Annotated in this window: 22 protein-coding genes; 14 read left to right on the forward strand and 8 right to left on the reverse strand. The window is 52.1% G+C overall.

Translation table 11 applies throughout. The features are described 5' to 3' along the window. Nucleotides 1–37 precede the first annotated feature (37 nt). Nucleotides 38–1414, forward strand: coding sequence for an oxygen-independent coproporphyrinogen III oxidase (gene hemN, locus B3007_RS10000; protein WP_301378148.1), 1377 nt, complete (start codon nt 38–40; stop codon nt 1412–1414). 51 nt (nt 1415–1465) lie between these two features. Here the strand turns inward: hemN and B3007_RS10005 are convergent, their stop codons facing one another. Then, nucleotides 1466–2029, reverse strand: a complete 564-nt coding sequence (locus tag B3007_RS10005; protein WP_301378149.1) for a hypothetical protein — start codon at nt 2027–2029, stop codon at nt 1466–1468. Nucleotides 2030–2161: 132 nt separating this feature from the next. Between B3007_RS10005 and B3007_RS10010 the strand changes: the two genes are divergently transcribed. Then, nucleotides 2162–2917: a GNAT family N-acetyltransferase gene (locus B3007_RS10010; RefSeq protein ID WP_068434755.1), complete on the forward strand. Its 756-nt coding sequence runs from the start codon at nt 2162–2164 to the stop codon at nt 2915–2917. A gap of 35 nt (nt 2918–2952) precedes the next feature. Here B3007_RS10010 and B3007_RS10015 read toward each other — a convergent pair whose 3' ends face one another. Beyond that, nucleotides 2953–3891 carry a GGDEF domain-containing response regulator gene (locus B3007_RS10015; RefSeq protein ID WP_301378150.1) on the reverse strand — a complete coding sequence of 313 codons (939 nt, stop codon included), beginning with the start codon at nt 3889–3891 and terminating at the stop codon, nt 2953–2955. Nucleotides 3892–4225: 334 nt separating this feature from the next. On the opposite strand from B3007_RS10015, the gene B3007_RS10020 reads away from it, so the two are divergent. Genes B3007_RS10020 through B3007_RS10040 form a run of 5 tightly spaced genes read left to right on the forward strand, consistent with a single transcriptional unit; the run spans nt 4226 to nt 9576 of the window. Continuing rightward, on the forward strand, nt 4226–5020 hold the full coding sequence (locus B3007_RS10020) for a glucosaminidase domain-containing protein (RefSeq protein WP_297533172.1): 795 nt from the start codon (nt 4226–4228) through the stop codon (nt 5018–5020). Continuing rightward, nucleotides 5017–5352, forward strand: a complete 336-nt coding sequence (locus tag B3007_RS10025) for a PilZ domain-containing protein (protein ID WP_297533173.1) — start codon at nt 5017–5019, stop codon at nt 5350–5352. Before B3007_RS10020 ends, B3007_RS10025 begins: the two co-directional genes overlap by 4 nt. 37 nt (nt 5353–5389) lie before the next feature. Then, nucleotides 5390–6574, forward strand: a complete 1185-nt coding sequence (locus B3007_RS10030; RefSeq protein WP_297533174.1) for an acetate/propionate family kinase — start codon at nt 5390–5392, stop codon at nt 6572–6574. Next, entirely contained in the window at nt 6567–8681 is a 2115-nt protein-coding gene (gene pta, locus B3007_RS10035) for a phosphate acetyltransferase (RefSeq protein ID WP_301378151.1), read from the forward strand. Before B3007_RS10030 ends, pta begins: the two co-directional genes overlap by 8 nt. A gap of 10 nt (nt 8682–8691) precedes the next feature. Further along, nucleotides 8692–9576, forward strand: a complete 885-nt coding sequence (locus B3007_RS10040) for an acyltransferase (protein ID WP_301378152.1) — start codon at nt 8692–8694, stop codon at nt 9574–9576. A 31-nt stretch (nt 9577–9607) separates the two neighbouring features. Here the strand turns inward: B3007_RS10040 and B3007_RS10045 are convergent, their stop codons facing one another. Continuing rightward, nucleotides 9608–10873 (reverse strand): GGDEF domain-containing protein, encoded by a 1266-nt coding sequence (locus B3007_RS10045; RefSeq protein ID WP_301378153.1) that lies wholly within the window; start codon nt 10871–10873, stop codon nt 9608–9610. 83 nt (nt 10874–10956) lie between these two features. Between B3007_RS10045 and cysK the strand changes: the two genes are divergently transcribed. Further along, entirely contained in the window at nt 10957–11907 is a 951-nt protein-coding gene (cysK, locus tag B3007_RS10050; RefSeq protein WP_301378154.1) for a cysteine synthase A, read from the forward strand. Nucleotide 11908: 1 nt separating this feature from the next. Further along, a complete protein-coding gene (locus B3007_RS10055; protein WP_301378155.1) occupies nt 11909–12505 on the forward strand; it encodes an alpha-ketoglutarate-dependent dioxygenase AlkB family protein in 597 nt (198 codons plus the stop codon). Here the strand turns inward: B3007_RS10055 and B3007_RS10060 are convergent. Both B3007_RS10060 and B3007_RS10065 read right to left on the reverse strand, forming a co-directional pair. Next, complete coding sequence (locus B3007_RS10060; protein WP_301378156.1) at nt 12492–13493, reverse strand: hypothetical protein; 1002 nt, start codon at nt 13491–13493, stop codon at nt 12492–12494. The two genes, B3007_RS10055 and B3007_RS10060, sit on opposite strands and share 14 nt — an antisense overlap. After that, on the reverse strand, nt 13493–14359 hold the full coding sequence (locus tag B3007_RS10065; protein WP_301378157.1) for a cation diffusion facilitator family transporter: 867 nt from the start codon (nt 14357–14359) through the stop codon (nt 13493–13495). Before B3007_RS10065 ends, B3007_RS10060 begins: the two co-directional genes overlap by 1 nt. A 159-nt stretch (nt 14360–14518) precedes the next feature. Here B3007_RS10065 and B3007_RS10070 point away from each other — a divergent pair, with 159 nt between their 5' ends. Next, on the forward strand, nt 14519–15412 hold the full coding sequence (locus B3007_RS10070; RefSeq protein ID WP_301378158.1) for a response regulator: 894 nt from the start codon (nt 14519–14521) through the stop codon (nt 15410–15412). A 108-nt stretch (nt 15413–15520) separates the two neighbouring features. Beyond that, on the forward strand, nt 15521–16315 hold the full coding sequence (locus tag B3007_RS10075) for a tetratricopeptide repeat protein (RefSeq protein ID WP_068434731.1): 795 nt from the start codon (nt 15521–15523) through the stop codon (nt 16313–16315). 48 nt (nt 16316–16363) lie between these two features. Here the strand turns inward: B3007_RS10075 and B3007_RS10080 are convergent, their stop codons facing one another. Continuing rightward, the gene (locus B3007_RS10080; protein WP_068442172.1) at nt 16364–17533 is read right to left on the reverse strand and encodes a 1-acyl-sn-glycerol-3-phosphate acyltransferase; all 1170 of its coding nucleotides are present in this window, start codon (nt 17531–17533) and stop codon (nt 16364–16366) included. Nucleotides 17534–17622: 89 nt separating this feature from the next. On the opposite strand from B3007_RS10080, the gene B3007_RS10085 reads away from it, so the two are divergent. Continuing rightward, nucleotides 17623–18015: a hypothetical protein gene (locus B3007_RS10085; protein ID WP_068442175.1), complete on the forward strand. Its 393-nt coding sequence runs from the start codon at nt 17623–17625 to the stop codon at nt 18013–18015. Here the strand turns inward: B3007_RS10085 and B3007_RS10090 are convergent. After that, complete coding sequence (locus B3007_RS10090; protein WP_301378159.1) at nt 17987–20008, reverse strand: ATP-binding protein; 2022 nt, start codon at nt 20006–20008, stop codon at nt 17987–17989. The two genes, B3007_RS10085 and B3007_RS10090, sit on opposite strands and share 29 nt — an antisense overlap. Before the next feature lie 54 nt (nt 20009–20062). Further along, on the reverse strand, nt 20063–20608 hold the full coding sequence (locus B3007_RS10095) for a helix-turn-helix domain-containing protein (protein ID WP_068442183.1): 546 nt from the start codon (nt 20606–20608) through the stop codon (nt 20063–20065). Nucleotides 20609–20753: 145 nt separating this feature from the next. Here B3007_RS10095 and B3007_RS10100 point away from each other — a divergent pair, with 145 nt between their 5' ends. Further along, on the forward strand, nt 20754–22496 hold the full coding sequence (locus B3007_RS10100; RefSeq protein WP_301378160.1) for a response regulator: 1743 nt from the start codon (nt 20754–20756) through the stop codon (nt 22494–22496). 74 nt (nt 22497–22570) lie between these two features. Continuing rightward, a complete protein-coding gene (locus B3007_RS10105; RefSeq protein WP_297533188.1) occupies nt 22571–22831 on the forward strand; it encodes a hypothetical protein in 261 nt (86 codons plus the stop codon). Nucleotides 22832–22856 lie beyond the last annotated feature (25 nt).

Below are 22856 nucleotides of genomic sequence, written 5' to 3' on the forward strand. Positions count from 1 at the left end.
CAATACTTATTCAAATATTCAAAAAACAGGCCAGCACATGTCGCAACACCTTACTTGGGACCCACTGATGATCCAGCGTTATAACCGCGCCGGGCCGAGATACACCTCTTATCCTACAGCGGTGGAATTTACACCGGCGACATCTGATGCCTGTGAGCGCTCCGCGCTGGCTGCTGACTCTGATAAACCACTATCGCTCTACTTTCACATCCCTTTCTGCCGTCACGTCTGTTACTACTGCGGCTGCAACAAAATAGTGACAAAACACAGAGACCGCGCAGAAGCCTACCTGGCAGAGCTTTACCGTGAAATCGATCTGAAAGCGGCATTGGTTGACCGCTCACGTCCGGTTGAGCAACTGCACCTGGGGGGCGGCACGCCAACGTACCTGAGTGATGATCAGTTGCGACAACTGATGACATACGTTCGTCAGAGGTTCAGCCTTCAGGATAACGAGAGTTCAGATTTCTCGATTGAAATTGACCCTCGAGAGCTGGGCCCTGACACCCTGAAGACCCTACGGGACCTAGGCTTTAACCGCGTCAGCTTTGGTGTTCAGGATCTGAACGAGCGTGTGCAGATTGCTGTGAACCGTGTTCAGCCAGAGGAAATGATTGAGGCTGTGATGCGAGACGCGCGGGCGCTGGGGTTCAGGTCTATTAATATTGATCTTATCTATGGTTTACCTCACCAGACCCGATCAACCTTTGCCGAGACACTGGAGCGCATCATCGATATGCGCCCGGACAGACTCTCCATCTTTAATTACGCTCACCTGCCAGAGCGTTTTATGCCTCAGCGTCGCATTAACTCAGAGGACCTCCCGGATGCGCCTGAGAAGCTGGCCATCTTCGGTACGGCCATCACCAGGCTCGATCAAGCGGGCTATCAATACATAGGTATGGACCACTTCGCCCTACCGGACGATGAGCTGGCCATTGCTCAACAGAAAGGCAAGCTACACCGTAATTTCCAGGGCTACACCACTCATGGTAACTGTGACCTGATCGGCTTCGGCGTGTCTTCCATCAGTCAGATTGGCTCTTCTTTTTTCCAGAACCAGACGGACCTGGGCAACTGGGGCGAGCAACTCAACAAGGGGCTGCTTCCAACGATGCGGCAAGTTTCATCAACCACAGACGACCTGATCAGAAAGACAGTCATTATGAGCCTGCTCTGTCATCTGACGGTTAAGTTCGATGATCTGAATACACTCTTTGCCATCGACAGCCGCTCCTATCTGAGTCGCTCGACAGAACAATTGCGTGAAATGGAAAAGGATGGACTGGTGACGGTTACAAGTGAAGCCATCAGTGTTACCAATGCCGGACGCCTGATGGTCCGTCAGGTATGTATGGCGTTTGATGCATACCGGGATGAGAACGAAACTCCGCGGTTTTCTAAGGCCATCTGAATCGCTTTATCGCCCTGCCAGAGCTATGCATCGAACGATGTGGCACCAGACCTACTCTGGCTGCCACAAACGCCAGTGGTGATCGACGTACTCAAGGTAAAGGGTCGCTTCAAAGGGCTTTTCTTCGGACTCCATAGCGCGCCTGAGAGGTCTTGCACGCCTGAAGACCGGCTCGCTGATCCAGTCTGCCAGACCGTCGACAAACCACCGAATATTTACTTCGACAAACCATCGGGCATCGCGCTCGATCGGGTCCGTCATCGTCACCAGAGACTTTACACGCCGCGTACCGTATGGCATCCCAGTAACTGCGTCATCTAACCAGTAGTAACGCCAGGCAACGACCACACGCTTGCGCCCTTTTTCTATTTCCTCAGTCGAAATTTTCCGCTCACGCCCGATCAACTCCATGTCGAAGAGTTCCGCCAGCTGACTGGCCTCAGCGCTGCGATCTGACTGCGATAGAGTCAATGGCAAGGAAGCTGGTTTCCAGTATAAAGTTTCACCAGCGTAATCACGATTGAGTACCTCAATCGCTGCTTCCGGACTGATATAGGGGACAGCATGTGAAGACGCACAGAAAAACAATAAAAATATCTGTAACAAAGGTTTCATAATTACCTCCATGCACTTAGGATAGCCGCTTTCTGACAGGCCACACGAGAGGTAAGGTTCTGCACGGAAATGTCATCCGTTTGTCACAGAACTGTTATAAATTCCGGCGTGAAAAAAGAAACAGGAAAACACATGGCACAGTCTAATGCCCAACTGAGAGCCACAGAGCCAGCAACCGGCATGGTGGCACGCATTACTTCAGATCCGCGTGAGATTCGTCAGGCGCTTGAGCTCCGTTACCGTGTTTTTGCCGAAGACATGGGTGCCGACGTTCAAGGCGCGGACATGGGCATCGATAAAGATCGTTTCGATGACATCTGCATGCACCTGATCGTAAAGGACAACGATACCGATACCGTCGTTGCCTACAGTCGTATCCTGACCAATGACCTGGCAGCCCGCGCCGGCGGCTTCTATTCGTCTACCGAGTTTGACCTGAGTAAAGTCCTGAAACCGGGCAAGACGTACATGGAAATCGGTCGTACCTGTGTTGATCCTGATTTCCGCACGGGTGCCGCCATTGGCTATCTCTGGGGATTCCTTGCAGAGTATATGGAAGTGAACCGCATCGACTACCTGATGGGGTGTTGTTCAATTCCTGTATCTGGTGGTTTCGAGCAGGCCAACGCCATCATGGATCATCTGCGTGAAAAACATATGACCCCTGACAACCTGCGCGCTGTTCCCAAAATTCCGGTGCCTGCGACCAATACTGAACTCGACGGTAAGTCCCTGGTTCCGTCATTGCTGAAGGCCTACCTGAGAATTGGCGTAAAAATCTGTGGTGAACCGTACCTGGATGCAGACTTCGGAGTCGCCGACGCTATGATTCTGCTGCGCCGGGAAGATATGAACTACCGCTTCCTCAGCCGCATTCTGCGCGGCTGAAGAATCCGACAGTGGGGCTAATTGCCCCCTGTCTTTCAATTGGTCATCAACGACCGGATAGAAGCAAGATCAACCGTCTCGCTGTAACGATTGCGCCCGCCTGCTTTAGCCGCATACAAGGCTTCATCTGCTGCTTCAATCAAGGCTTCCATACTGTCAGACGAAGACGGCTCTGCCCATGCCAGTCCCATGCTTACCGTCAGAATATCACTGGTATCCGACGCTTCGTGAGGCATGGCTGCTTCTGTCAGTGAAGAACGGATTCGATCCGCCACCACTTTCATGCCATCAAAATGAATGGATGGCAGAACCACCGCGAATTCTTCACCGCCAAAGCGGGCGACCAGATCCCGCGGGCGCTGCGCCTGCTCTTTCAGCGTCGCTGCTACTTTCTGCAGACAGTGATCGCCCTCAAGGTGACCATAGTGGTCGTTAAACGCTTTGAAATGATCGATATCCACCATGATCAGGCCGATATTGCCGCCCTCACGCTTCGCTCGCAGCCATTCGGCTTTCAGAAAATCATCGAAATAGCGGCGGTTTGCGATACCAGTCAGGCCATCAGTAACAGACAATGATTCCAGACGCTGCATTTCTTTGCGCGCTGCCAATAACTGATCAATCCGGAGACGGCACAGTTGAGAATTAAGCGGCTTACGCAGATACGCATCAGCACCTGCACCCAGTGAAGAGATTTCCACATCGTCATCATCAGGGCCCATCACAATCAGACCGATCTGACGGGTTTCAGGGTCCTGCTTCCAATAATGGCAGAAGCGCGACAATTGCTGTCCGGTAAAATTCTGATCTACGACTAACAGGTCTGGCTTGCGGTCTGGTTGATCGATCCAGTAATCCAGTTGCTCCTGATTCATCGCGCTTACCAGCGATACTTGCTTACCCAGCGCTTCACCAAGCTGAGCCTGCACAGACAGAGTCTCATCTGCAATTAAAATAATGGGTTCTGTTGCCATATTCCGGTGCCCCGACCGTTGTCCAAGTTAGGCTGGTCTGAGTCGCAAAACCGTTCACTGTCTGCACTGAAAACTCTCAAACCTGCCTTGAATATTATCGGCCAGCATATCGTATTCTTGCGCCTTGTTAATAAAATTTAACGTTTAATTACTGGACGCCAGTTAAATTAAAAGTTAAGCACTTTTTTCCGTCAGGATATTGTCAACCTTAACCCGATTTGTCCTATTCCGGGCCCCAGCAGTGACTTGCAGAAGGCCATTGTTACAGGCACCTTCAACCCCCACAGAGGAACCTGATAAACTAAGTTCATGTTTTTAAGAGGAGTTTCTCCCTATGTTCGTACGTACGATCTGTCTGTATGGCCTCGTGATAGCGGCATTTCTATTTTCCGGATGCAGCAATCAACCCGATGTCGCAACAGACTTCACCGTGGATAAAACGATCAGCAAAGAGAAACTCCCGGACTTTTCTTCATACACCAATGTCAAAGAAAAGAAGCAGGCCTTCTTCTCATTTATCGAACGCCTGGCAGATGAAGCGAACCGGGAGATTATGGCCGAACGTTCAGCCCTTCTCGCTATAAAGGAGTATGGGAAGTACGACGAGCTGGATGACAAAGCGAACGAATTTTTGCAGACGTTGGCCGCAAAGTACCGACTCGAGGACGTAAAAGAGACCAGTAAGCTGATAGAACGCCTGTTAGTGCGCGTAGCTCCGGTCCCGCCAAGCCTCGCCATGGCGCAGGCAGCCAACGAATCGGCCTGGGGAACTTCAAGGTTTGCCGTGAAAGGTAACAATCTGTTTGGTCAGTGGTGCTTCAGCAAGGGCTGCGGTATTGTGCCTGAGCAGCGAGCAGGCGATGCATTTCACGAAGTGGCTTCTTTCAAAAGTCCGTACGCCAGCGTGCGCAGCTACATGTTGAACATTAACCGCCATGACGCGTATCGCGAATTACGCCGCATCCGCTCAGAAGCAATGAAAAGCAAAGGCTTTGCCAGCGGCACTGTGGTCGCAGGTGGGCTCGAAAGTTATTCCGAACGAGGCCATGAATACATAGATGAAGTGCGCAGCATGATCAGATTCAACAAATTGGGAAAGTACGATCAGCCGGAAACCTCAGATTCATGACAGAGTCACATATCGAGGTCACGCTGTTTCGTCATCACTGGCTTCCTCTGAAGCGACGCAGTATCTCAGGCACAGTAACCTGGCTTTCCACCGACGGCATAACAGTCATAAGCCAGGGGCAATTGCCAATTGGCGCACGGGTCAACCTGACAATTTCCGCTGCAGAACATGAATTGAAGAATATCCCGGCTCAGATCGTTCGAGCGGAGCCCGGAGCACAGGGCAGTCGTTACAGCCTCCGCTTCCATAAAGAGCGACTTTTACAGCACGACGGCGATATCACCCTGAGATTATTGGGGTACCTGGCAAGCCAGAATATCCGGCCAGGCTAACCCCGACTCAACATACGGACAGGAGATATAAACACCGATGGAAGGCTCGGTACTGGTAGTTAACTGTGGCAGCTCCTCTCTCAAGCTTGCCCTATACAATAACGCTGAAGAAACTAACCCGGTTATAGAGGCTAATGCCGACCGCCTGGGAACAGAACAAGCCTCGTTGTCAGTCTCGGGGGAGATTGAACTTCAGACCTCGGGTAGCATGGATCACAGTGCCGCACTGACAACATTCATCAAGGCCGCGGAAGCTCAGTTGAAAGGGCTCAGAGGTATTGGACACCGGGTTGTCCATGGCGGCGAATCTTTTATCCAGAGCTGTACCCTGGATCAGGAAACCATTGTAGAACTCAAGAAAGTGTCTGGACTAGCACCACTGCATAACCCGATGAACCTTATGGGAATCGAACTCTGCGGCGAATTACTCCCGGGCGTGCCCAACGTTGCTGTGTTTGATACCGCATTTCACCAGACCATCCCTGAGTCTACGTACCTCTATGCCGTACCCTATGCCTGGTACAAAGATTACGGTGTCCGCCGTTACGGTTTTCACGGTACAAGTTATCGGTTTGTTGCTGCTGAAACCGCGCGCCGGTTAAAGCAGTCGCCCGAAGACCTCAATCTGATCATTGCTCACTTAGGGAATGGCTGCAGTGCCTGCGCAATCCGCCAGGGTCAGTCCGTTGATACGACCATGGGGCTGACTCCTCTTGAAGGCCTGGTTATGGGCACACGCAGTGGTGATATTGACCCAGGGCTGATTGAATTTATGAGTAAGGCCGCGGAGCAGCCACTCGATGACTTGATGACTTCGCTCAACCGGGAAAGCGGTCTGTTAGGACTTTCCGGTGGGCTCAGCAACGACATGCGGACTCTTCTTGAAGCGGAATCTGAGGGGGATGAAGCCGCGCGACGTGCGATCGATGCATTCTGCTTCCGTACTGCCCGTCACCTAGCTGCACTCAGCACCAACTTCACGCACACCGATGCAGTCGTATTCACCGGCGGCATTGGCGAGCATTCGGCCAACATTCGGCAGCGCATTCTGGCGTGCTGGAAGAACATTCCGTATCGTCTCAATAGCGAATTTAACCAATCGAACGGCAACGAAACCGGGCGAATCAGTGAACAGGGCACCCCCTTGGTCATGGTAGTTCCCACCGACGAAGAGCGCATGATCGCGCAGGACACATACAGGCTGACATCTGACCATGATTAATATTTTCATCGCCCCGACCGATACTGAAAGCGGCTTGACAACCATCAGCCTTGGCCTGATTCAGGCCCTCGATGCTCAGGGCCTGAAAGTCGGCTTTGTGAAACCGATCGCCCCAGGTTCTTCGGCCAACGAACGCTCCACTCAGCTCATCCGCAGTGTTCTCCACCTCGACACCCCAGAACCGATGGCACTGGCGGATGTTCAGCAGTCGGTCAGTAATGGCATGCTGGATCGCACTCTGGAGGATGCCGTCGGCCTTCACGCTCAGGTGGCCGAAGGCTGCGATGTGGTGATCATCGAAGGTCTGGTACCAGACCGGAGCGAGCCCTATACCGCCAAACTTAATGTTGAAATTGCCAAAGCCATGGGTGCCGACATTTTGCTGGTCACCAGTGCAGAGGGCAAAAGTGCCAGCCAGATCCGTTCAGACCTGAAGCTACAGGTCGGTCTCTTTGGCGGTAAAAAAGCCAGCATGATGGGCTGTATTATCAACAAAGCCGGTGCACCGGATATTCATGGCGCTCTGCCCACCTCGGAGGAGTCTCCGGCGGACATGCCGCCGGCAGGCTGTAGCGCCAAAGAATGCGAGCAGATTAGTATTGATGACTGCCCTGTGCTCGGCGTCATTCCATGGCAGGCTGACCTGCTCAGCCCACGCACGCTTGATATTGCCCGCGCACTGAACGCAGACGTTATCAGTGAGGGGGACATTGATCAGCGACGCGTGGCGCGCATTACTCTTTGCGCCCGCACACTGACCAATATGATCGACCACCTTCGCCCGGGAACTCTGGTTGTGACCCCAGGGGATCGCGATGACATTATTGTCGCAAGTGCAATGGCCGCGACTAATGGCACCCCTCTCGCTGGCCTGTTGCTGACATCGGGGTACACACCAACCGATGCCTTGCACAACCTGTGCGAGCGCGCATGGCAAACCGGCCTCCCCGTTCTGAGTGTTGAAAGCGACAGTTACTCCACCGCCCGCGCCCTGACCCACATGGATACGCACGTTCCGGTTGATGACACCGAGCGGGTTAAGCGCATCATGAATGCGGTATCCCAGCATCTTGATGTTGAAACATTGTCAGAACGTATCGGCGCGCCACATACACCGCGCCTGAGCCCGGCGGCTTTCCGTCACCAGCTGGTGTCTCATGCCAGAGCCAATAAGCGCCGGATCGTGCTCCCGGAAGGTGAAGAACCAAGAACCATTGCTGCTGCAGCCATCTGTCAGAGCCGCGGCATTGCCAACTGCATTCTGCTCGGCAACGAGGAGAGCGTGCGTCAGGTTGCACGCGCGCAGGAAGTTGAGCTTCCCGATGATCTCAGCATCGTAAATCCGGACGACGTCCGCGATCAGTACGTTGCAGGCATGGTTGAACGCCGCAAGCATAAGAACCTGACAGAACCCATGGCACTCGCTCAGCTCGAGGACAACGTCGTGCTCGGCACCATGATGCTGGCACAGGATGAAGTTGATGGGCTGGTGTCCGGCGCCATCCATACAACGGCGAATACGATCCGCCCTGCTCTGCAGCTGATCAAAACAGCCCCGAACGCCAAGCTTGTCTCTTCTGTGTTCTTTATGGGTCTGCCAGATCAGGTTCTCGTCTACGGTGACTGTGCTGTAAACCCGGATCCCGGCCCGGAAGAGCTGGCGGATATCGCGATTCAGAGCGCTGAATCGGCCATGCAGATGAATATACCGGTACGGATCGCCATGCTGTCATACTCGACAGGCGAATCCGGGAGCGGCGCCGATGTAGAGAAAGTCCGTGAGGCTACGGCCATCGTACGTGAGCGCCGTCCTGATCTGGTAGTTGATGGGCCTTTGCAATATGATGCGGCCACCACCGCCAGCGTTGCCAAGAGTAAGGCGCCGGACAGCCCCGTCGCAGGACAGGCAACCGTGCTGATATTCCCGGATCTGAACACAGGTAATACGACCTATAAAGCGGTGCAGCGAAGTGCCAACGTCATCAGTATCGGACCGATGCTGCAGGGCCTCGCGAAACCGGTAAATGACCTGTCACGAGGTGCTCTGGTAGAAGACATTGTCTACACCATCGCCCTGACAGCGATTCAGTCCCAACATCAGAAATAAGGTATCTGACATGCCACCGATCGTAACCGGCATTATTGCAAGCCTGCTGCTTTTGATTAACACCCTGTTCTGGGCGTGCTTACTGTTTCCACTGACCTTCCTGAAAGTGATCATTCCAGTCGCTCCGGTACGTAAGCTCCTTACCTACCTACTGGCAGCTGTCGCCAATGCCTGGATCAGCTGCAACTCAGGCTGGATGACCCTGACCCAGAAAATGAACTGGACAATAGAGCGCCCCGATAACCTGAGCCGAAACGGCTGGTATTTCGTTCTGAGTAATCACCAGAGTTGGGTCGATATTCTGGTTCTCCAGCACACGCTGAATCGCCGTATCCCCCTGCTGAAATTCTTCCTCAAGCAGGAACTGATTAAGGTGCCTATTATGGGCGCGGCCTGGTGGGCACTCGACTTCCCGTTTATGAAGCGCTACAGCAAAGAGTACCTGGCGAAACACCCGGAAATGAAGGGTAAAGACCTGGATACAACACGCGCGGCCTGTGAAAAGTTCAAAGACATGCCAACCAGCGTGATGAATTTTCTCGAAGGCACACGCTTTACTCAGAAGAAGCATGACGAAACCGGCTCGCCTTTCAAGCACCTGCTGAAGCCCAAAGCGGGTGGCATGGCATTCGCCATGAGCGCTATGGGTGATCAGTTCCAGTCAATCCTGGACGTGACTATCAACTACCCGGATGGCATTCCAACGTTCTGGGATTTTATGCAGGGAAAAATGCCACGCTGTGATGTGATAGTCGAAGAGAAGCCGATTCCAGCCGAATTGATTAACGGTGACTACGAGACAGACGACAGCTACCGCCTGCACTTTCAGCAATGGGTACAGAAGCTCTGGGAAGAGAAAGATGCCCGCCTGGAAGCACTGCGCAACCGCCAGTAGTAGCTAGCTAGTAGCTGCCGGAAAACGTCAGTCAGCCCTGTGTGACTGACTGGCGTTTTACCTGATTACGACCGTTGTCTTTAGCTTGATAGAGCGCAACGTCTGCTCGCTTCAGAAGCCCTTCATAATTTTCACCTGCTCTGGGAATCTCAGCAGCCACACCAATACTCACAGTCGCAACACTGTGAGGGGAACGGGCATGAGGAATGTTCAGACCGGCTATGGCCTCACACAGTTCCTGCGCCAGTTCTTCGGCTTGATTCAGCGTCGTCTCAGGTAAAACGACCACAAACTCTTCTCCGCCATAACGCGCACAAACATCCCCAGGGCGCCGACAGAACTCAGCCATTTTCTGAGCAATACTGCGCAGGCAGGTGTCCCCCTGCTGATGTCCATATTGATCGTTGTAAGCCTTAAACAGATCCACATCGACCATCAGTGCCGCAAGCGGTTCATTGCTGCGCAGACAACGTCTCCACTCTTCAGAAAGCTGAGTCTCTGCATGGCGCCGGTTGGCAATCCCTGTCAGCGAATCCGTCGTCGACAACTGCTGCAGGCGCCTACCAAGGTATTGCAACCTATCCGCCTCAAGTGCCAATAAGCGGTTTTTGATGAAGTCAGTGCGGGTACCAGACTCAATCGTATACGACAAATAGGATGCCATAATGACGAGTATCGCCCAGAAAAGGATGTAATAAGGCGCCATGGCCATGGCCAGACGCTTCACTTCGGTTAGCTCCGCAGGGCCCGGCAGCAACACGATAAACGCGGTATAACTCAGCAACATAGCCAACGAGCAGGAAAACATCGCGCGATAGTTGCTACGCAAGCCGAGTAAAGCAAAGACCTGCATGGGAATCATACCCAGATGGTAAAAATAGCCCCACGGCAGATCAACGATATATATATTCCAGAGCACTGAAAGGAAACATATGTACACCCCAACCACCAGAGCGTAGAGAGAGTATGGTGCAAAGCGACTGCGGGGAATCCAGATAATAGCCAACATCAGAAGCACAGCGATCAGCACCCTGACACTGAACAACATGACTGACTGGGCACCTCCAAATGAGAAATCCGCCCAGCCAAAGACCACGAAGACCAGCAGGCCAGACATGATGACACGCAGATCCACGCTGAAAAACTGGCGTAGACGAAACGATTGATAACTGGCCTCCAGGGCTGCCGGGAAGCGCCCCCCAGCTTTTTTACGCTCGATCAGGCTTGTAAGCATATTGATCTGGCTTTCAAGGGGCCGTAAGGTATCGCTGTCTCGCTGAACGTTGGAACTGGGCAACTTCTCTCCCGGTTTGCTGTCGTTAGTACATCACATATCGGCCTAAGTTTAGCCCAACCAGAAATATTGTCACTGAGGAAACTATGAAGGTCTACGACGACATTACCCAGTCAATTGGCAACACCCCACTCGTCCGCATCAGTAAACTGACGCAACACCCACGTTTATACGCCAAACTTGAGAACCGGAACCCGGCGCATTCTGTGAAGTGCCGCATCGGCGCCAACATGGTCTGGCAAGCTGAACAGGATGGGCTTCTCAAGCCCGGCATGGAAATTGTCGAGCCGACCAGTGGCAATACAGGTATTGCTCTTGCTTTTGTCGCGACAGCACGCGGCTACAAGGTCACCCTATGCATGCCAGAAACCATGAGCATGGAACGCCGTAAAGTCATGAAAGCCCTGGGCGCTAACCTGGTTCTGACTGAAGGTCCTAAAGGTATGAAAGGGGCAGTTCAGAAAGCAGAAGCACTTCTGGCCGAGTCGCCTGACTCCCGAATTATGCTGCAACAGTTCGAAAACCCGGCCAACCCGGCTATCCACGAGAAAACAACGGGTCCGGAAATCTGGAATGATACCGACGGAACCGTCGATGTTATCGTTGCAGGTGTCGGTACTGGTGGCACGATCAGTGGCTGTGCCCGCTACCTTAAGAGCCAGAAGAGCTCTATCGAAGCGGTTGCTGTTGAACCTGCTGACTCAGCCATTATTACGCAGAAAATTGCAGGTGAAGAACTGACTCCTGGACCACACAAGATTCAGGGCATTGGCGCCAACTTTATTCCGGGCAACCTCGATATTTCATTGCTGGACAGAGTCGAACCTGTCTCCAATGACGATTCGATGGCAATGGCACATCGGCTCATGTCCGAAGAAGGTATTCTCGCGGGTATTTCATGCGGTGCAGCTATGATTGGTGCTCTGCGCCTGGCCGAAGATCCCGCCTATGCAGACAAGACCATCGTTGTCGTTCTCCCAGACTCTGGCGAACGCTACCTGACCTCTCCTCTGTTTGAAGGTTTCTTCGATAACTGAGATGAGTGACCTGTTCGGGCAAACCATGCTGCCGGATGGCAGCATGGAATATTTTCCCCATTGGTTATCCCGCGGGAACAGCGATAAATTACTGAGTCGCCTGCTGTCTGACATTGCCTGGCAGCAGCCAAGCATCACCATCTACGGAAAAAGACACCCGATTCCACGGCTGCAGGCCTGGATGGGAGATCGCCCTCATACTTACCGATATTCAGGAACAGACTTCACTTCTGTTATCTGGCCAGACTACCTTGCCTCGTTAGCGAAAGACCTCTCCCGAATAGCAGGCGTTGAATTTAACTCGGTGTTGCTTAACCTCTATCGCAATGGACAGGACAGCATGGGATGGCACAGCGACGATGAGCCTGAATTAGGCGAAGCACCAGTGATCGCCTCTGTAAGCCTGGGAGCTGCAAGAGACTTTACTCTACGACCTTCTGGAGCAACGCGACAGGCACACTGCCTGGCCCTTCAACACGGTAGCCTGCTCATCATGAAGGCTGGCATGCAGTCCGATTGGCAGCACGCCCTTCCCCGCCGCGCACGGGTAACAGAGCCGCGCATCAATCTGACTTTCCGCAGAATTATTGCCGTCTGAATTCAGCCTGCAAACGCAGCATCAGTACCGGCGTCGGTTCCCAGTCATTTTCACGAGTCCAGATATACTGAGGATGTAACTCAGCAAACATCCAGTCGTGATAAATACGTCGACGCAGACGCACGCCGAATTCATAGGCGTCAAACGTAGCTCCGTATTCCGTATCCCCCGTTGCTTTTGCCAGAATCGCATAGGCATAAATAGGGTTAATTTCATGGTACAGGCCAGCACCGTACATAAGAGTAAAATAATCATTATTCAGGAGATATTCGCTCTCCATTTCATAGCGAAATAAGCGCTGCGTATCAATCGGACGGTCAAATGTCAGATCCGTCACTGAACCATAACCATCTGAGGTGTAGTAATTCAGCTCCTGACGAAAAGTGAAGTTCCAGTAGTCAAAATACACGGGACGCTTAGCCCGAAAGCGTACAAACGGATCAGGCGGAATTCCCCAGCGTATACCGGCATCAACCGACGAGCTCCAACGCTCTGTCTGCTGGATAATAAATCGCAGTGCTGAACTGTAGGTAACGTTATCCGGGCTTTCTAATACCTGTGACTCCCGAACGTCCTCGTCTTCCGATTCCAGTAGGAGATTTAATCTGTCATTAGTATGAGGAAGTTCGATATTGAGGCTGACTCCAAACTTGTAGTCCACTGGGTCACCCAATTCACGACGCGTAAAAAAAGAGAATTTAGCGTGGCTGCCATGTCCCTGAATATCGGTCACATCATCGTTAAAAAATCGATCAACGAAAAAACTGTCGATGCCACCCGACAGATTATCCAGATGATCAATCAACCAACGACGTGACCGTTCTGCCATATCATCAGTAACTTCTGTCTGAACGTCTTCTTCAGTTTCTGGTTTCTCGGGCCATACGGTTCCGTAAGGAATAAGCGTTGGCTCGTCGAAGCCGCTGGCCAGACAATCTGATGAGCAGAATACCAACAGAGAAACTATTAAAAATACACTGCGAATCATCAGATAGGATCGTGGTGTATCAGAATTTCAGCTCGCGGAAAACGCTCCAGAATTCTCTGCTCAAGCGCTTCCCCGGTTGCATGTGCCTGCTTCAGCGACTGATCTGCCGAAAGCTCAAGATGGAATTGCACGAACTGAACCACACCCGACTGGCGCGTCTTCAGGTCATGGTAACCCAGTACCCCCTCAGTGGTATTAATGATATTGATCAGCTCCGCCTCATCATCTGCATCCAGTGCCTGATCCATAAGTACGGCAAGAGCCTCTTTAACGATAGTAATAACTCCGAACACCAGTATCGCAGCAACGAGTAACGCAATGACGGCATCGAGCCACAACACCCCCCACATAGCACCGACAAGCGCAACGATAACTGCAATATTAGTCAGAATATCACTGAGATAGTGTGCCGAGTCTGCTTTAACCGCGAGTGATCCGGTTTTTCGCCAGACATAACGTTGGTACATCACAAGGCATACAGTGGCTAACGTAGAAAAAGCCATCACACCAATACTTTCCGGCAGGGCCGTTAATTCCTGAGGTTTCAGCAAGCGGTCGATCACATGAAGCAGCAACATAGTCGCCGAGCCAAGGATAAAAGCTGACTGCATTAATGCAGCAAGTCCTTCTGCTTTGCTATGACCAAAAGGATGTTCGTCATCTGGTGGCATTAATGCGTAACGTATTGCGAAAAAGTTGATCAGGGAGGCTGCAATGTCCATCAGACTATCAAGCAGAGAGGACAGAACACTCGCCGAGTCGCTGGCAGACCACGCCGCGGCTTTTGAAAGCAACAGAACTGTCGCAGTCACCAGAGACGCTACAGCAGCCCGCTTAATTAAATGCCCATGGTCTTGTACTGTCATTATTGGCCCCCTGCCAGATATCTCGCTTATCTATTATGCCAGATCCATTCAATTTCTGATGCTCCCCGGGCCATTCTCACACTCCCCCCCTGTGACCTGGTTCAAGTTAGGCGTAATAAATCCTTGATTTCGATATGGAATCGACTAAAGATTGCATTTTTGCATAACAATAATATAGCCATGCTGATAAAAAGTGCCCTCATTGTTGATGACTCCAAGTCTGCACGCCTGGTGCTGCAAAGACTCCTCGCTCGCATTCAGGTAAACGTCGACACTGTCGAGAGCGCCGAAGCTGCATTAGCTTTCCTTGAGCATCGTCAGCCAGACATCATATTCATGGATCATATGATGCCGGGAATGGATGGGCTTGAGGCCACCCAGATGATTCGGGCAAATCCCAAGACCTCTGCCATCCCTACCATCATGTATACGTCGAAAGACGGCGAAGACTATTTCCGGATTGCACTGCAGAAAGGCGCCAACGGTGTTCTTTGCAAACCAGCGGATCAGGAAGCCGTCATGGCAGTCATTCGCTCTCTCGACAAGCCCGCTGCAAATGACGCGAATAAGGACGTGACTACTTTGCCTACTGCTTCTATTCCCTTAGTAGAGATTGACCGCCTGGTACAGAAGCACCTCAGAAGTGCCTTGACGGAGGCCAAAGGAGAAATTACCGCTGGCATTGACACCACTGCCTCTCAACTTCAGCAGCACCAGCGTCATCAGCTTGAAGTAATGCGCCGCCAACTACAGCAACAAGTCGGCGAAGTTCAGAAAGAGCTGGATGCGGAGTTTGAATCTGAACGACTATTTAACCGAACTAAAACAGCGAACCAGAAACTGGCCGCTGCCGTCGCAGACCGTATGGTAAAACGTGCCACTGATGAACTGACCAGCAAGCTTCAGGTTCAGAAAATGGCTTTTGATTCTGCACTCGAGGATCACCGTCGAGCCACCGTCAGAATGGTCAGATCCACTGCTTTGCGAGCAGCCATTGCCGGGGCTTCGATCGGTGTTCTTGCCGCGGTCCTGGCCGCATCGGTGATACGCTGATCTACGCTTTCCCGATGAACTGACTTTCCTTCCCGTTGTCATCAATTTAGACTGGCTACAAGCTTACTCTGATCCAGTGGGCATTATGACAACAACAGGGATATAACTATGCTGATCCGTCTGCTACTTATCGTCACACCTTTTTTACTTGCTTCATGTGCTGCACCGGCACCACTTGCCGTCGCGGGCGCAGGAGCGTATGAAGTCGCTAAATATGAAGAAAACATTCGCCTCCGAGCAGCTGCGGCTTTGAGAGACGAGCCAGACTTACTAACCTTTTCCATTCAGGCAATTGCACGCGGCCAGACTGAAAAAGCGGTCGATACCTACATGATGGGTTACAACAACCCGGATTACAGCGATAACATGAAATCGTTAGCTCTGTACCAGATTGGCCTGATTTACATGAATCGCTTCAATGATCAGCGTGATGACGCCAAGGCACGTGAGTTTTTCACGAAACACCGCCAGGAATTCCCGTCTTCACGTATTTCCAGCCGCATCCAATCGCACCTTGCAGAGCTCAACCAACGCGCAGAAAATCCGGTTTTCGTGCCAGCAAAAGAACTTCTGAATAATCTGAATCGTGAGGAATTACTGTCAAGACCAAACATTCCATATGACGATGAACTGAATCCGATGAGTGAACGTGCGATTACTGAAGACCGCATCGAAGAAGCCGTTACCGTATACACCATCGTTTATGAGAATGAGGCGTCAGGAAAAGAGATCCGATCTAAAGCTCTTTACCAGATGGGACTGATTTACATGAGCCCATACAACTCCCAGAGTAGTCGTCTGAAGGCACTGGAATACTTCCGTATGATTACTGAGGAGTTCCCTGACGTCAGTATTCGTCCAAACGTTGACCTTCGTATTACTGAGCTTCTGAACGCGCAATAGTGCAGCGGGTAGATTTGGTAATTATCCGGCGATTAAGACGCCGGATAATTACTGATTACTCGGGCTCGACAAGCGGCTGATCAATGCCGCGGCGTAAGTTTTTAACATTCTGATCTTCACTGCGGTCGGCTCTCCCGAACACCGCATACTCAACTCATTCAACGGTAGTTCCATACCAACAGGGCACTGCCAGTTCAGGTCCTGATAGAGCTGGTGCTCACTCTGCAGCAAGCGTAAAGCCGCATAATTAACCGGAAACAGTTTTTTCATCAGATCAATCTCCCGGTCAGTTGCTGCTGCCATCAGGTTCGCGTCCTGCATGTCAGCCATCGCCAGGGGTCGCCCAAAGCAAATACGGATATTGCCCTTCTGCCCTTTCATACCAAGGAGAATACTGTGTGTGTCCTCTCCTTCAGATTTTTTGTAAACACCGTTCTCCTCCAGTGCCACCAGTTCGCGGGCTTTCAATACATCACAAGGATCCCACTCGTACTGAACTAATACAGGTACTGGCCGCAGCCGCTGCAAAGTTTCAGCGAAAGTGAGCCGGTCATCCCGCCCGCTAAGAGACAGCATTTTAAGAACTGCGGTATCCGTGTGATCAAGATTATCTTTCGCCCTCCCTTCTCTTTGTGCAAGCCAGACAGAGTGGCCATCCTCGAGTGAGTGGCGGATATAACCTGACAGTTTCTGAAATTCCTTTAGCCGTGCCCGACGGTCTGAAACTGAACGTTTAACGATAAAGCTTTTGTTCAGCCTCATCAGATCCGCCAGTACCGGATTGGCCAGCAGATTATCGCCAATCGCAATTCTTGCTGTTGGCCACCCAGACGAGACAAGGGCGTAACCTATCAGCGTGGGGTCCATGGCAATATCGCGGTGATTGGACAGCCAAAGATACGACTGGCCCTTGTTCAGAAGGTCCAGGCCATGAACCTCCACATTTGCAGTGGTCGAGTCTATCAGGGCTGTTATCCAGTCTTTCAACCATCCCTGAAAGGCATCTACGGTTGTCATTGGTGCAAAATGGCGACGAAGCTGCCAGCCAACCATCCGAGCCAGTATTCGCTGCAGCCATTGCGGATATCGGGCAAAGCGATAGGACACCAACGCCCGATGTAGTTCAAAAGACTGCCCTAATCTTTCCAGAACCTGCCTGACTTCCTCGTCCTTATATGGCCGTATGTCATGATAACGATCTTCTTCAATGTCACTCATGATGCCCTGCGTCCCGACCTGTTTCGCTCTGTGGTAATATCGCTACCATATACGACAGAGCAACGGCAGAAAACTGCGGAGTAGAATGTATGATCGGTGAATGGAACCCGTCAGCGACCACAACAAAGACTGAGAACGTTCCAACGAACGACGAGTTACGACAGCTTGCAGCCGCCGCAGACAATCCCGCTAGCGCAGCGGAGCAACTCAGAAATCAGGCGGCGAACTGGATTCGCAACAGCCAGGGTGACTGGGAACAATCTCTCTCAGACCTGACGGATGCTGAGCTCATTAATATCGCTTTTTTTTATATCCGCGCAGAACAGACGCTGAGTGGTTTTGAATCTGGGTCAAATAACCCAGCCATCCGTATATTCCGATATCTGAAGTCGCAAGGCCGGAAACCAGAAAAAGACATCGTGCGCAAAATGAAAGCAGAAACAGACAACCGCTTTATACCGCACGGCGATGCTCTGACCTGAAGCTATCAACCAGTTGCTTCAGGCGCTGTGGGCTCACTGGCTTAAGCAGGTAGTCAATCGCTCCCGCCTGAAGAAACTCAAGCTTTTGCTCCTCCAGAGCATCTCCAGATAAGGCAACGACCGGCAGAGTTTCGTACCCCGGCAATGCGTGGATACGTCGCATGGTCTCTATGCCATCTATACCGGGCATATGCCGATCCATTATGACCAGCTCTGTACCAGCGTTGTTGGTCAGATATTCGATAGCTTCGATACCACTACTACGCACGATCACCTGACACTGCTGCCGCTTCAGTAGCTGCTCCAGAACCTTCTGATTCACAGGATTATCTTCGACAAGAAGAACCTGTAATAAGTAAAGGGAGGAACGAACTACCTGTTTTGATTCTGTGCCCGACGGCCGGATCACCTGATCACCAACAGGCTCTGTTTCAAGAACACGCCCTAAAAGCGAACTCAGATGGCGATGATCTATTGGCCAGGCCCAGGCACCACGAACAAGCTCAGACGGAGGCTGCCAATTCTCAGAAAAACTTTCATCGCAGCTGACGCACAACTTGACGTCTCCCAGAGAGTCATATTGAAGCTGCATATCAGGTGCCGCAAAAAAACGGCGTGACAGAACAAGCACGTCAGGCTTATCCAACAGCAAGGCTGAAATACAGTCCCTGAGGCGATCGAAGCCACGCACATTCATGCCCATGCGTCCGGCAACCCCCATAACGAAGGAGCGATTTACCGCGTAGGAGTCAGCCACCCAGAGCGTCCTGTCACGGAATTTAAGATCCGTGGAGGTCTCAACTCCCTCATGGGTCGCCGTTAACGGGATGTTCATCCAGAAACAGGAACCGGTACCGGGCGTGCTGGCCACTCCAATATTACCGCCCATTGCCTCAACAAGGCGCTTGCAGATATTCAGGCCTAAGCCCGTGCCACCCAACGCCCTGGAACGCTCATCGTGGGCGGCACTGTATTCATCAAAAAGGTAAGGCGCCCGGGATGGCTCAATTCCACTGCCTGTGTCCTCTACCGAAAACCTTATATTGTCTCCATCTTTGTCAGACTTCACGAGCCGCAATATGACATGACCTTTGTCAGTGAACTTCAACGCATTGTTGAGAAGGTTGATGAGAATCTGACTGACCCTGAGAGGATCACCAACAACCCGCCCCGGCACGTCATCGTCACAGAAGAGCTGCAGTGCGATCCGCTTTTCAGAGGCCTTCCCCTGGACAATTCCCAGAACCCGCTGCGCCAGAGCCAGCAGATCAAACTCCTCTCTCACCAACTGCAGGTGACCACTCTCAATCCTGGAGACATCAAGGGCATCATTCACGATAGCCAGCAGATGATCTGCGCCTTGTTGCAGGTTGTGAAGGTAGCTTTTCTGATGGGGACTCAGGGGGGTTCCGCCGAGAAGGCTGAGAGCACCAAGCATGCCGTTCAGTGGCGTCCGGATCTCATGGCTCATACTGGCCAGAAAACGACGCTTTGCCTGGTATCCTGACTCAGCAATCGCTTTCTCGGTCTTCAGCTTCTCTTCAGCCTCTTTGAGCTCAGTTATATCGCTACTGATGATCAATAAGGACTTAACCCGGCCATCACGTGTGATGGGGACAAGTTCATTCCGCAGGTGTACGATCGTGTCATCAGCGTCAACGCAGAGACAATACGAAACGGGCTGGCGGGAAACCACAGATTCTTTCAGGCGTTGACTGAATGTACTCAGAGCTTCCCCCGAGAGAAAGCTCTGAACCTGTTCACCTTTAATCAGGCGGTCTGCACCAGGGGTTTGTATACCGGTTCCGGCACTCATAATAGTGCCATCAGGTCGAATTTCAGCGACGACGCCGGGAAAATGTTTCCAGAGAATATCAGCGCGGTCTTTCTCGCGCTGTAGGTCGACAAGTGAGATACGCTGCTGAGACAGCCGGGTCAGAAGAACCATAACAGCAGCAAGAAGCGCAATAATGATCACATACGTCCAGTACATTGACGTTACGCTCCCGGAAATCACAATCAGGACGGGCTTGAACGCCCGATTACATCACGCTGCCTGATTACTGGTCAGCTGCAGGATGAACTGTTGCTGATCCTGCGGCCAACGCAGGTGAAGCCATCCGTCCTTAAGCCCCTGTGCGCCATCGCCCGAGCCACATATGGAGATGCAGAGCATCTCTTTATGGTCACCATCACGGACCACACGCCTCACCGACTCTTCGAACTCCGGTCGGGTGATCGCGATGGCCGCCGGTTGGTTCTGACTGATCAGAAAGCCAAAGTGGACAGGGTCCTGTGTCACCAGAAGATCCCAGCCAGCCCGCCGGACGCAGGAGGCGATCTCTGTCGAGACCTCATCAACGTCCGCCAGCAGCACGAGTTTATGTCCGCCGCTGTCGAGCTCTTCCGGAACCGGCATGTTGTTATTGTTGAGGAAATCAACAAAGCTCTCTACCGGTATTCGGTTATCGCCACGGCCGGGCAGTTTGTATGCATCCAGGTGTCCGCGTTCGATCCAACGGATCACTGTACGGAAGTTCACTCCGCAGTATTTGGCGACTTCACCTGTTGTCAGCGCTTGTTTTTCCCTCACAGCAATCTCTCGATAGGTAACTACACTAAATCCAGTATAGATAGCCTTCTGCGTTTGCAAGGATAAATTAACAGGAATTTACAGAGTTCTTGTTCCGAGCCAAAAAGCGTCGAACTACACTTCTACAAAAGGAGAAGCAGCAACTATGCAGATCAATGTACTTTTAGTAGATGACGAGCCCAGCATTATTCAGGCACTACGCCGCATGCTCAGGTCTCAGGACTGGAACCTGTTCGAAGCAAATGATGGCGAGGAAGCACTCGACGTACTTCGCCGCGAGCACATCCACGTTATGGTTACAGACTTCAAGATGCCACGCCGTGATGGTATTTCTCTGTGCCACGAAGCCAGAAAAATTTCCCCATATACCTATCGCCTGCTTCTGTCTGGTCAGGTCGACTACTCCGCGTTGCGCGAAGCCTGGCATGCGGGTGACGTCCACCGGTTTGTCGCTAAGCCATGGGACAACACACTGCTGACCATTGATATAGAAGAAGGCGTTCGTCAACAAAGCCTGCTGGGTTACGTTCATCAGTTTCAACAAGCCTTGACTACGGATTCAGCGGCGTTTCTGACCGACAGCAACTGGATCATTCGTCTTGCCAGCCCGCAGCTATGCAAAGCGCTGGCAATCAGGGAGGAAGATCTGCAGGGGCTCAACCTCTTCTCGCCCGCCTGTTCGGCAGCAGGAGTAACGCTTGAAGCAGAAGTGACACGGCAGATTGAGTCTGGAGCGACCTGGCTGGGTCACTTCACACTCCTCGACAACGAACATCAGCAACTGCCTTCGTCGATGGCTATCAGTCCGCTTGGGGCTCAATATCGCTTATGCGTATGTGATCTGAATTCATCCGTTTTCAACAGTCCGGCAGTAGAGAGTACACTCGCAGATCATTCTTCAGAGTCATCGCAGGAATCGCTGCCAGCTGCCGCCCTTCACATCCAGTTTGAGGCTGAACTGGTTGACGACCTCAGTGCTTCGGCTCGTTTGTTCTCTGACCTCAAAAGTATCTGTCGTCAGGGTCAGGACCTCTATCACATGCCTCAGCCTAACGAGTTTCTGATTGCTGCCCGTGATGCATCGTCTGTTTCAGAGCTTCAGGATTTCGCCGCCGCAATGGAAACCGACGGTCGACTCCCGGCTGCCAGCATGACCCGCCATGAAGCCCCTTCAGATTCAGACTATGAATCCTGGCTGCGTGAAAAGCTCGGTTTGAATACCCGTCAGGCAAGCTCAACGGCAGAAGAACATACGGTGCTCCCGGTTTTCGGACTGCATGGCGAAATCCTTGGCGTCGAAAGCCAACAACTGGGCAACTATAAAGAAGCCGATTGGCACGCCTGGTTAACAACCGTCGTAACGACCTGGCAATCTCACTTCAGTGGTCCAGTAAGAGTTATCCTCGACAGCCACAATGCTTCGGCTGAGTCTGTTCGGGAGTTTTTACCAGCACTGGAGCAGGCACGTGCCCTGCATCCCATTGAAGTCTCTATGATACTCAGTGAAGAACAGCTACTCAGTGAGCAGGAAGAAGATATTCTGTTGCATGGTGAGCTAGTGCACCATGACATTACACGGATGATCCGACACTTCGGCCGAAGCTTCCTTAACGCCCGACAAATACTTAGCCTACCCATTGGTGGTATCACTCTCGCACCCGAGTTTCTGACACGGATGCAAGAGCCACGGAATGCTGTCCAGGGTGGACGCCTACTACAGAAATTACATGATGAAGGCATGATAATTTATGCCGGGCATATTCAACATTCCGAGCTGTTGGCCACCTCCCACAAAGCCCGAATCGACTGGCTGAGTGGAAGTGTATTAAGCCCTGAAGTCAGTATCAGTGAGCTGCACTGGTTCAGCCCTGATGCCACCCTGGGGTAAAGAAAGTTAAGGAATTTCACGCAGGCTTATAGCGGTGCGCCGGGTCGTGTATCATGAGGAAAAAGGAGACGCCCGTGAACAAAGACCAGATGTACCACAACATCGCCCTCGCCTGCCTGAAAACCCTCCGCGAAGGAGGCAACGCCGAAGCAGAAGACAAAGTGAAAGTTCTTTACAACGCTATAGATCAGGCGTTTGAATCACAATTTGCGCTGATGGTCGCGGAACTGGAGGACGCCCGTGCGCGTCTTACCCACATCGCTGCACTGGATCCTGCGCAACACTCCCTGGACGATGCTCAGGCAATTGCCAGCGCAGACGGCACAGCCCACTAATTAAAACGACATACATTGCAGCAGG

Source organism: Thalassolituus sp. UBA675 (assembly GCF_002297765.1).
In the GTDB taxonomy this organism is placed as follows: domain Bacteria; phylum Pseudomonadota; class Gammaproteobacteria; order Pseudomonadales; family Oceanobacteraceae; genus Thalassolituus.

Coding starts and splice junctions, on each gene's coding strand:
- B3007_RS10010 (WP_068434755.1), top strand. CDS start 2,162: ATGGCACAGTCTAATGCCCAACTGAGAGCCACAGAGCCAGCAACCGGC.
- B3007_RS10075 (WP_068434731.1), top strand. CDS start 15,521: ATGCTGATCCGTCTGCTACTTATCGTCACACCTTTTTTACTTGCTTCA.
- hemN (WP_301378148.1), top strand. CDS start 38: ATGTCGCAACACCTTACTTGGGACCCACTGATGATCCAGCGTTATAAC.
- pta (WP_301378151.1), top strand. CDS start 6,567: ATGATTAATATTTTCATCGCCCCGACCGATACTGAAAGCGGCTTGACA.
- B3007_RS10005 (WP_301378149.1), bottom strand. CDS start 2,029: ATGAAACCTTTGTTACAGATATTTTTATTGTTTTTCTGTGCGTCTTCA.
- B3007_RS10080 (WP_068442172.1), bottom strand. CDS start 17,533: ATGAGTGACATTGAAGAAGATCGTTATCATGACATACGGCCATATAAG.
- B3007_RS10060 (WP_301378156.1), bottom strand. CDS start 13,493: ATGATTCGCAGTGTATTTTTAATAGTTTCTCTGTTGGTATTCTGCTCA.
- B3007_RS10025 (WP_297533173.1), top strand. CDS start 5,017: ATGACAGAGTCACATATCGAGGTCACGCTGTTTCGTCATCACTGGCTT.
- B3007_RS10020 (WP_297533172.1), top strand. CDS start 4,226: ATGTTCGTACGTACGATCTGTCTGTATGGCCTCGTGATAGCGGCATTT.
- B3007_RS10030 (WP_297533174.1), top strand. CDS start 5,390: ATGGAAGGCTCGGTACTGGTAGTTAACTGTGGCAGCTCCTCTCTCAAG.
- B3007_RS10090 (WP_301378159.1), bottom strand. CDS start 20,008: ATGTACTGGACGTATGTGATCATTATTGCGCTTCTTGCTGCTGTTATG.
- B3007_RS10100 (WP_301378160.1), top strand. CDS start 20,754: ATGCAGATCAATGTACTTTTAGTAGATGACGAGCCCAGCATTATTCAG.
- B3007_RS10065 (WP_301378157.1), bottom strand. CDS start 14,359: ATGACAGTACAAGACCATGGGCATTTAATTAAGCGGGCTGCTGTAGCG.
- B3007_RS10055 (WP_301378155.1), top strand. CDS start 11,909: ATGAGTGACCTGTTCGGGCAAACCATGCTGCCGGATGGCAGCATGGAA.
- B3007_RS10040 (WP_301378152.1), top strand. CDS start 8,692: ATGCCACCGATCGTAACCGGCATTATTGCAAGCCTGCTGCTTTTGATT.
- B3007_RS10015 (WP_301378150.1), bottom strand. CDS start 3,891: ATGGCAACAGAACCCATTATTTTAATTGCAGATGAGACTCTGTCTGTG.
- cysK (WP_301378154.1), top strand. CDS start 10,957: ATGAAGGTCTACGACGACATTACCCAGTCAATTGGCAACACCCCACTC.
- B3007_RS10085 (WP_068442175.1), top strand. CDS start 17,623: ATGATCGGTGAATGGAACCCGTCAGCGACCACAACAAAGACTGAGAAC.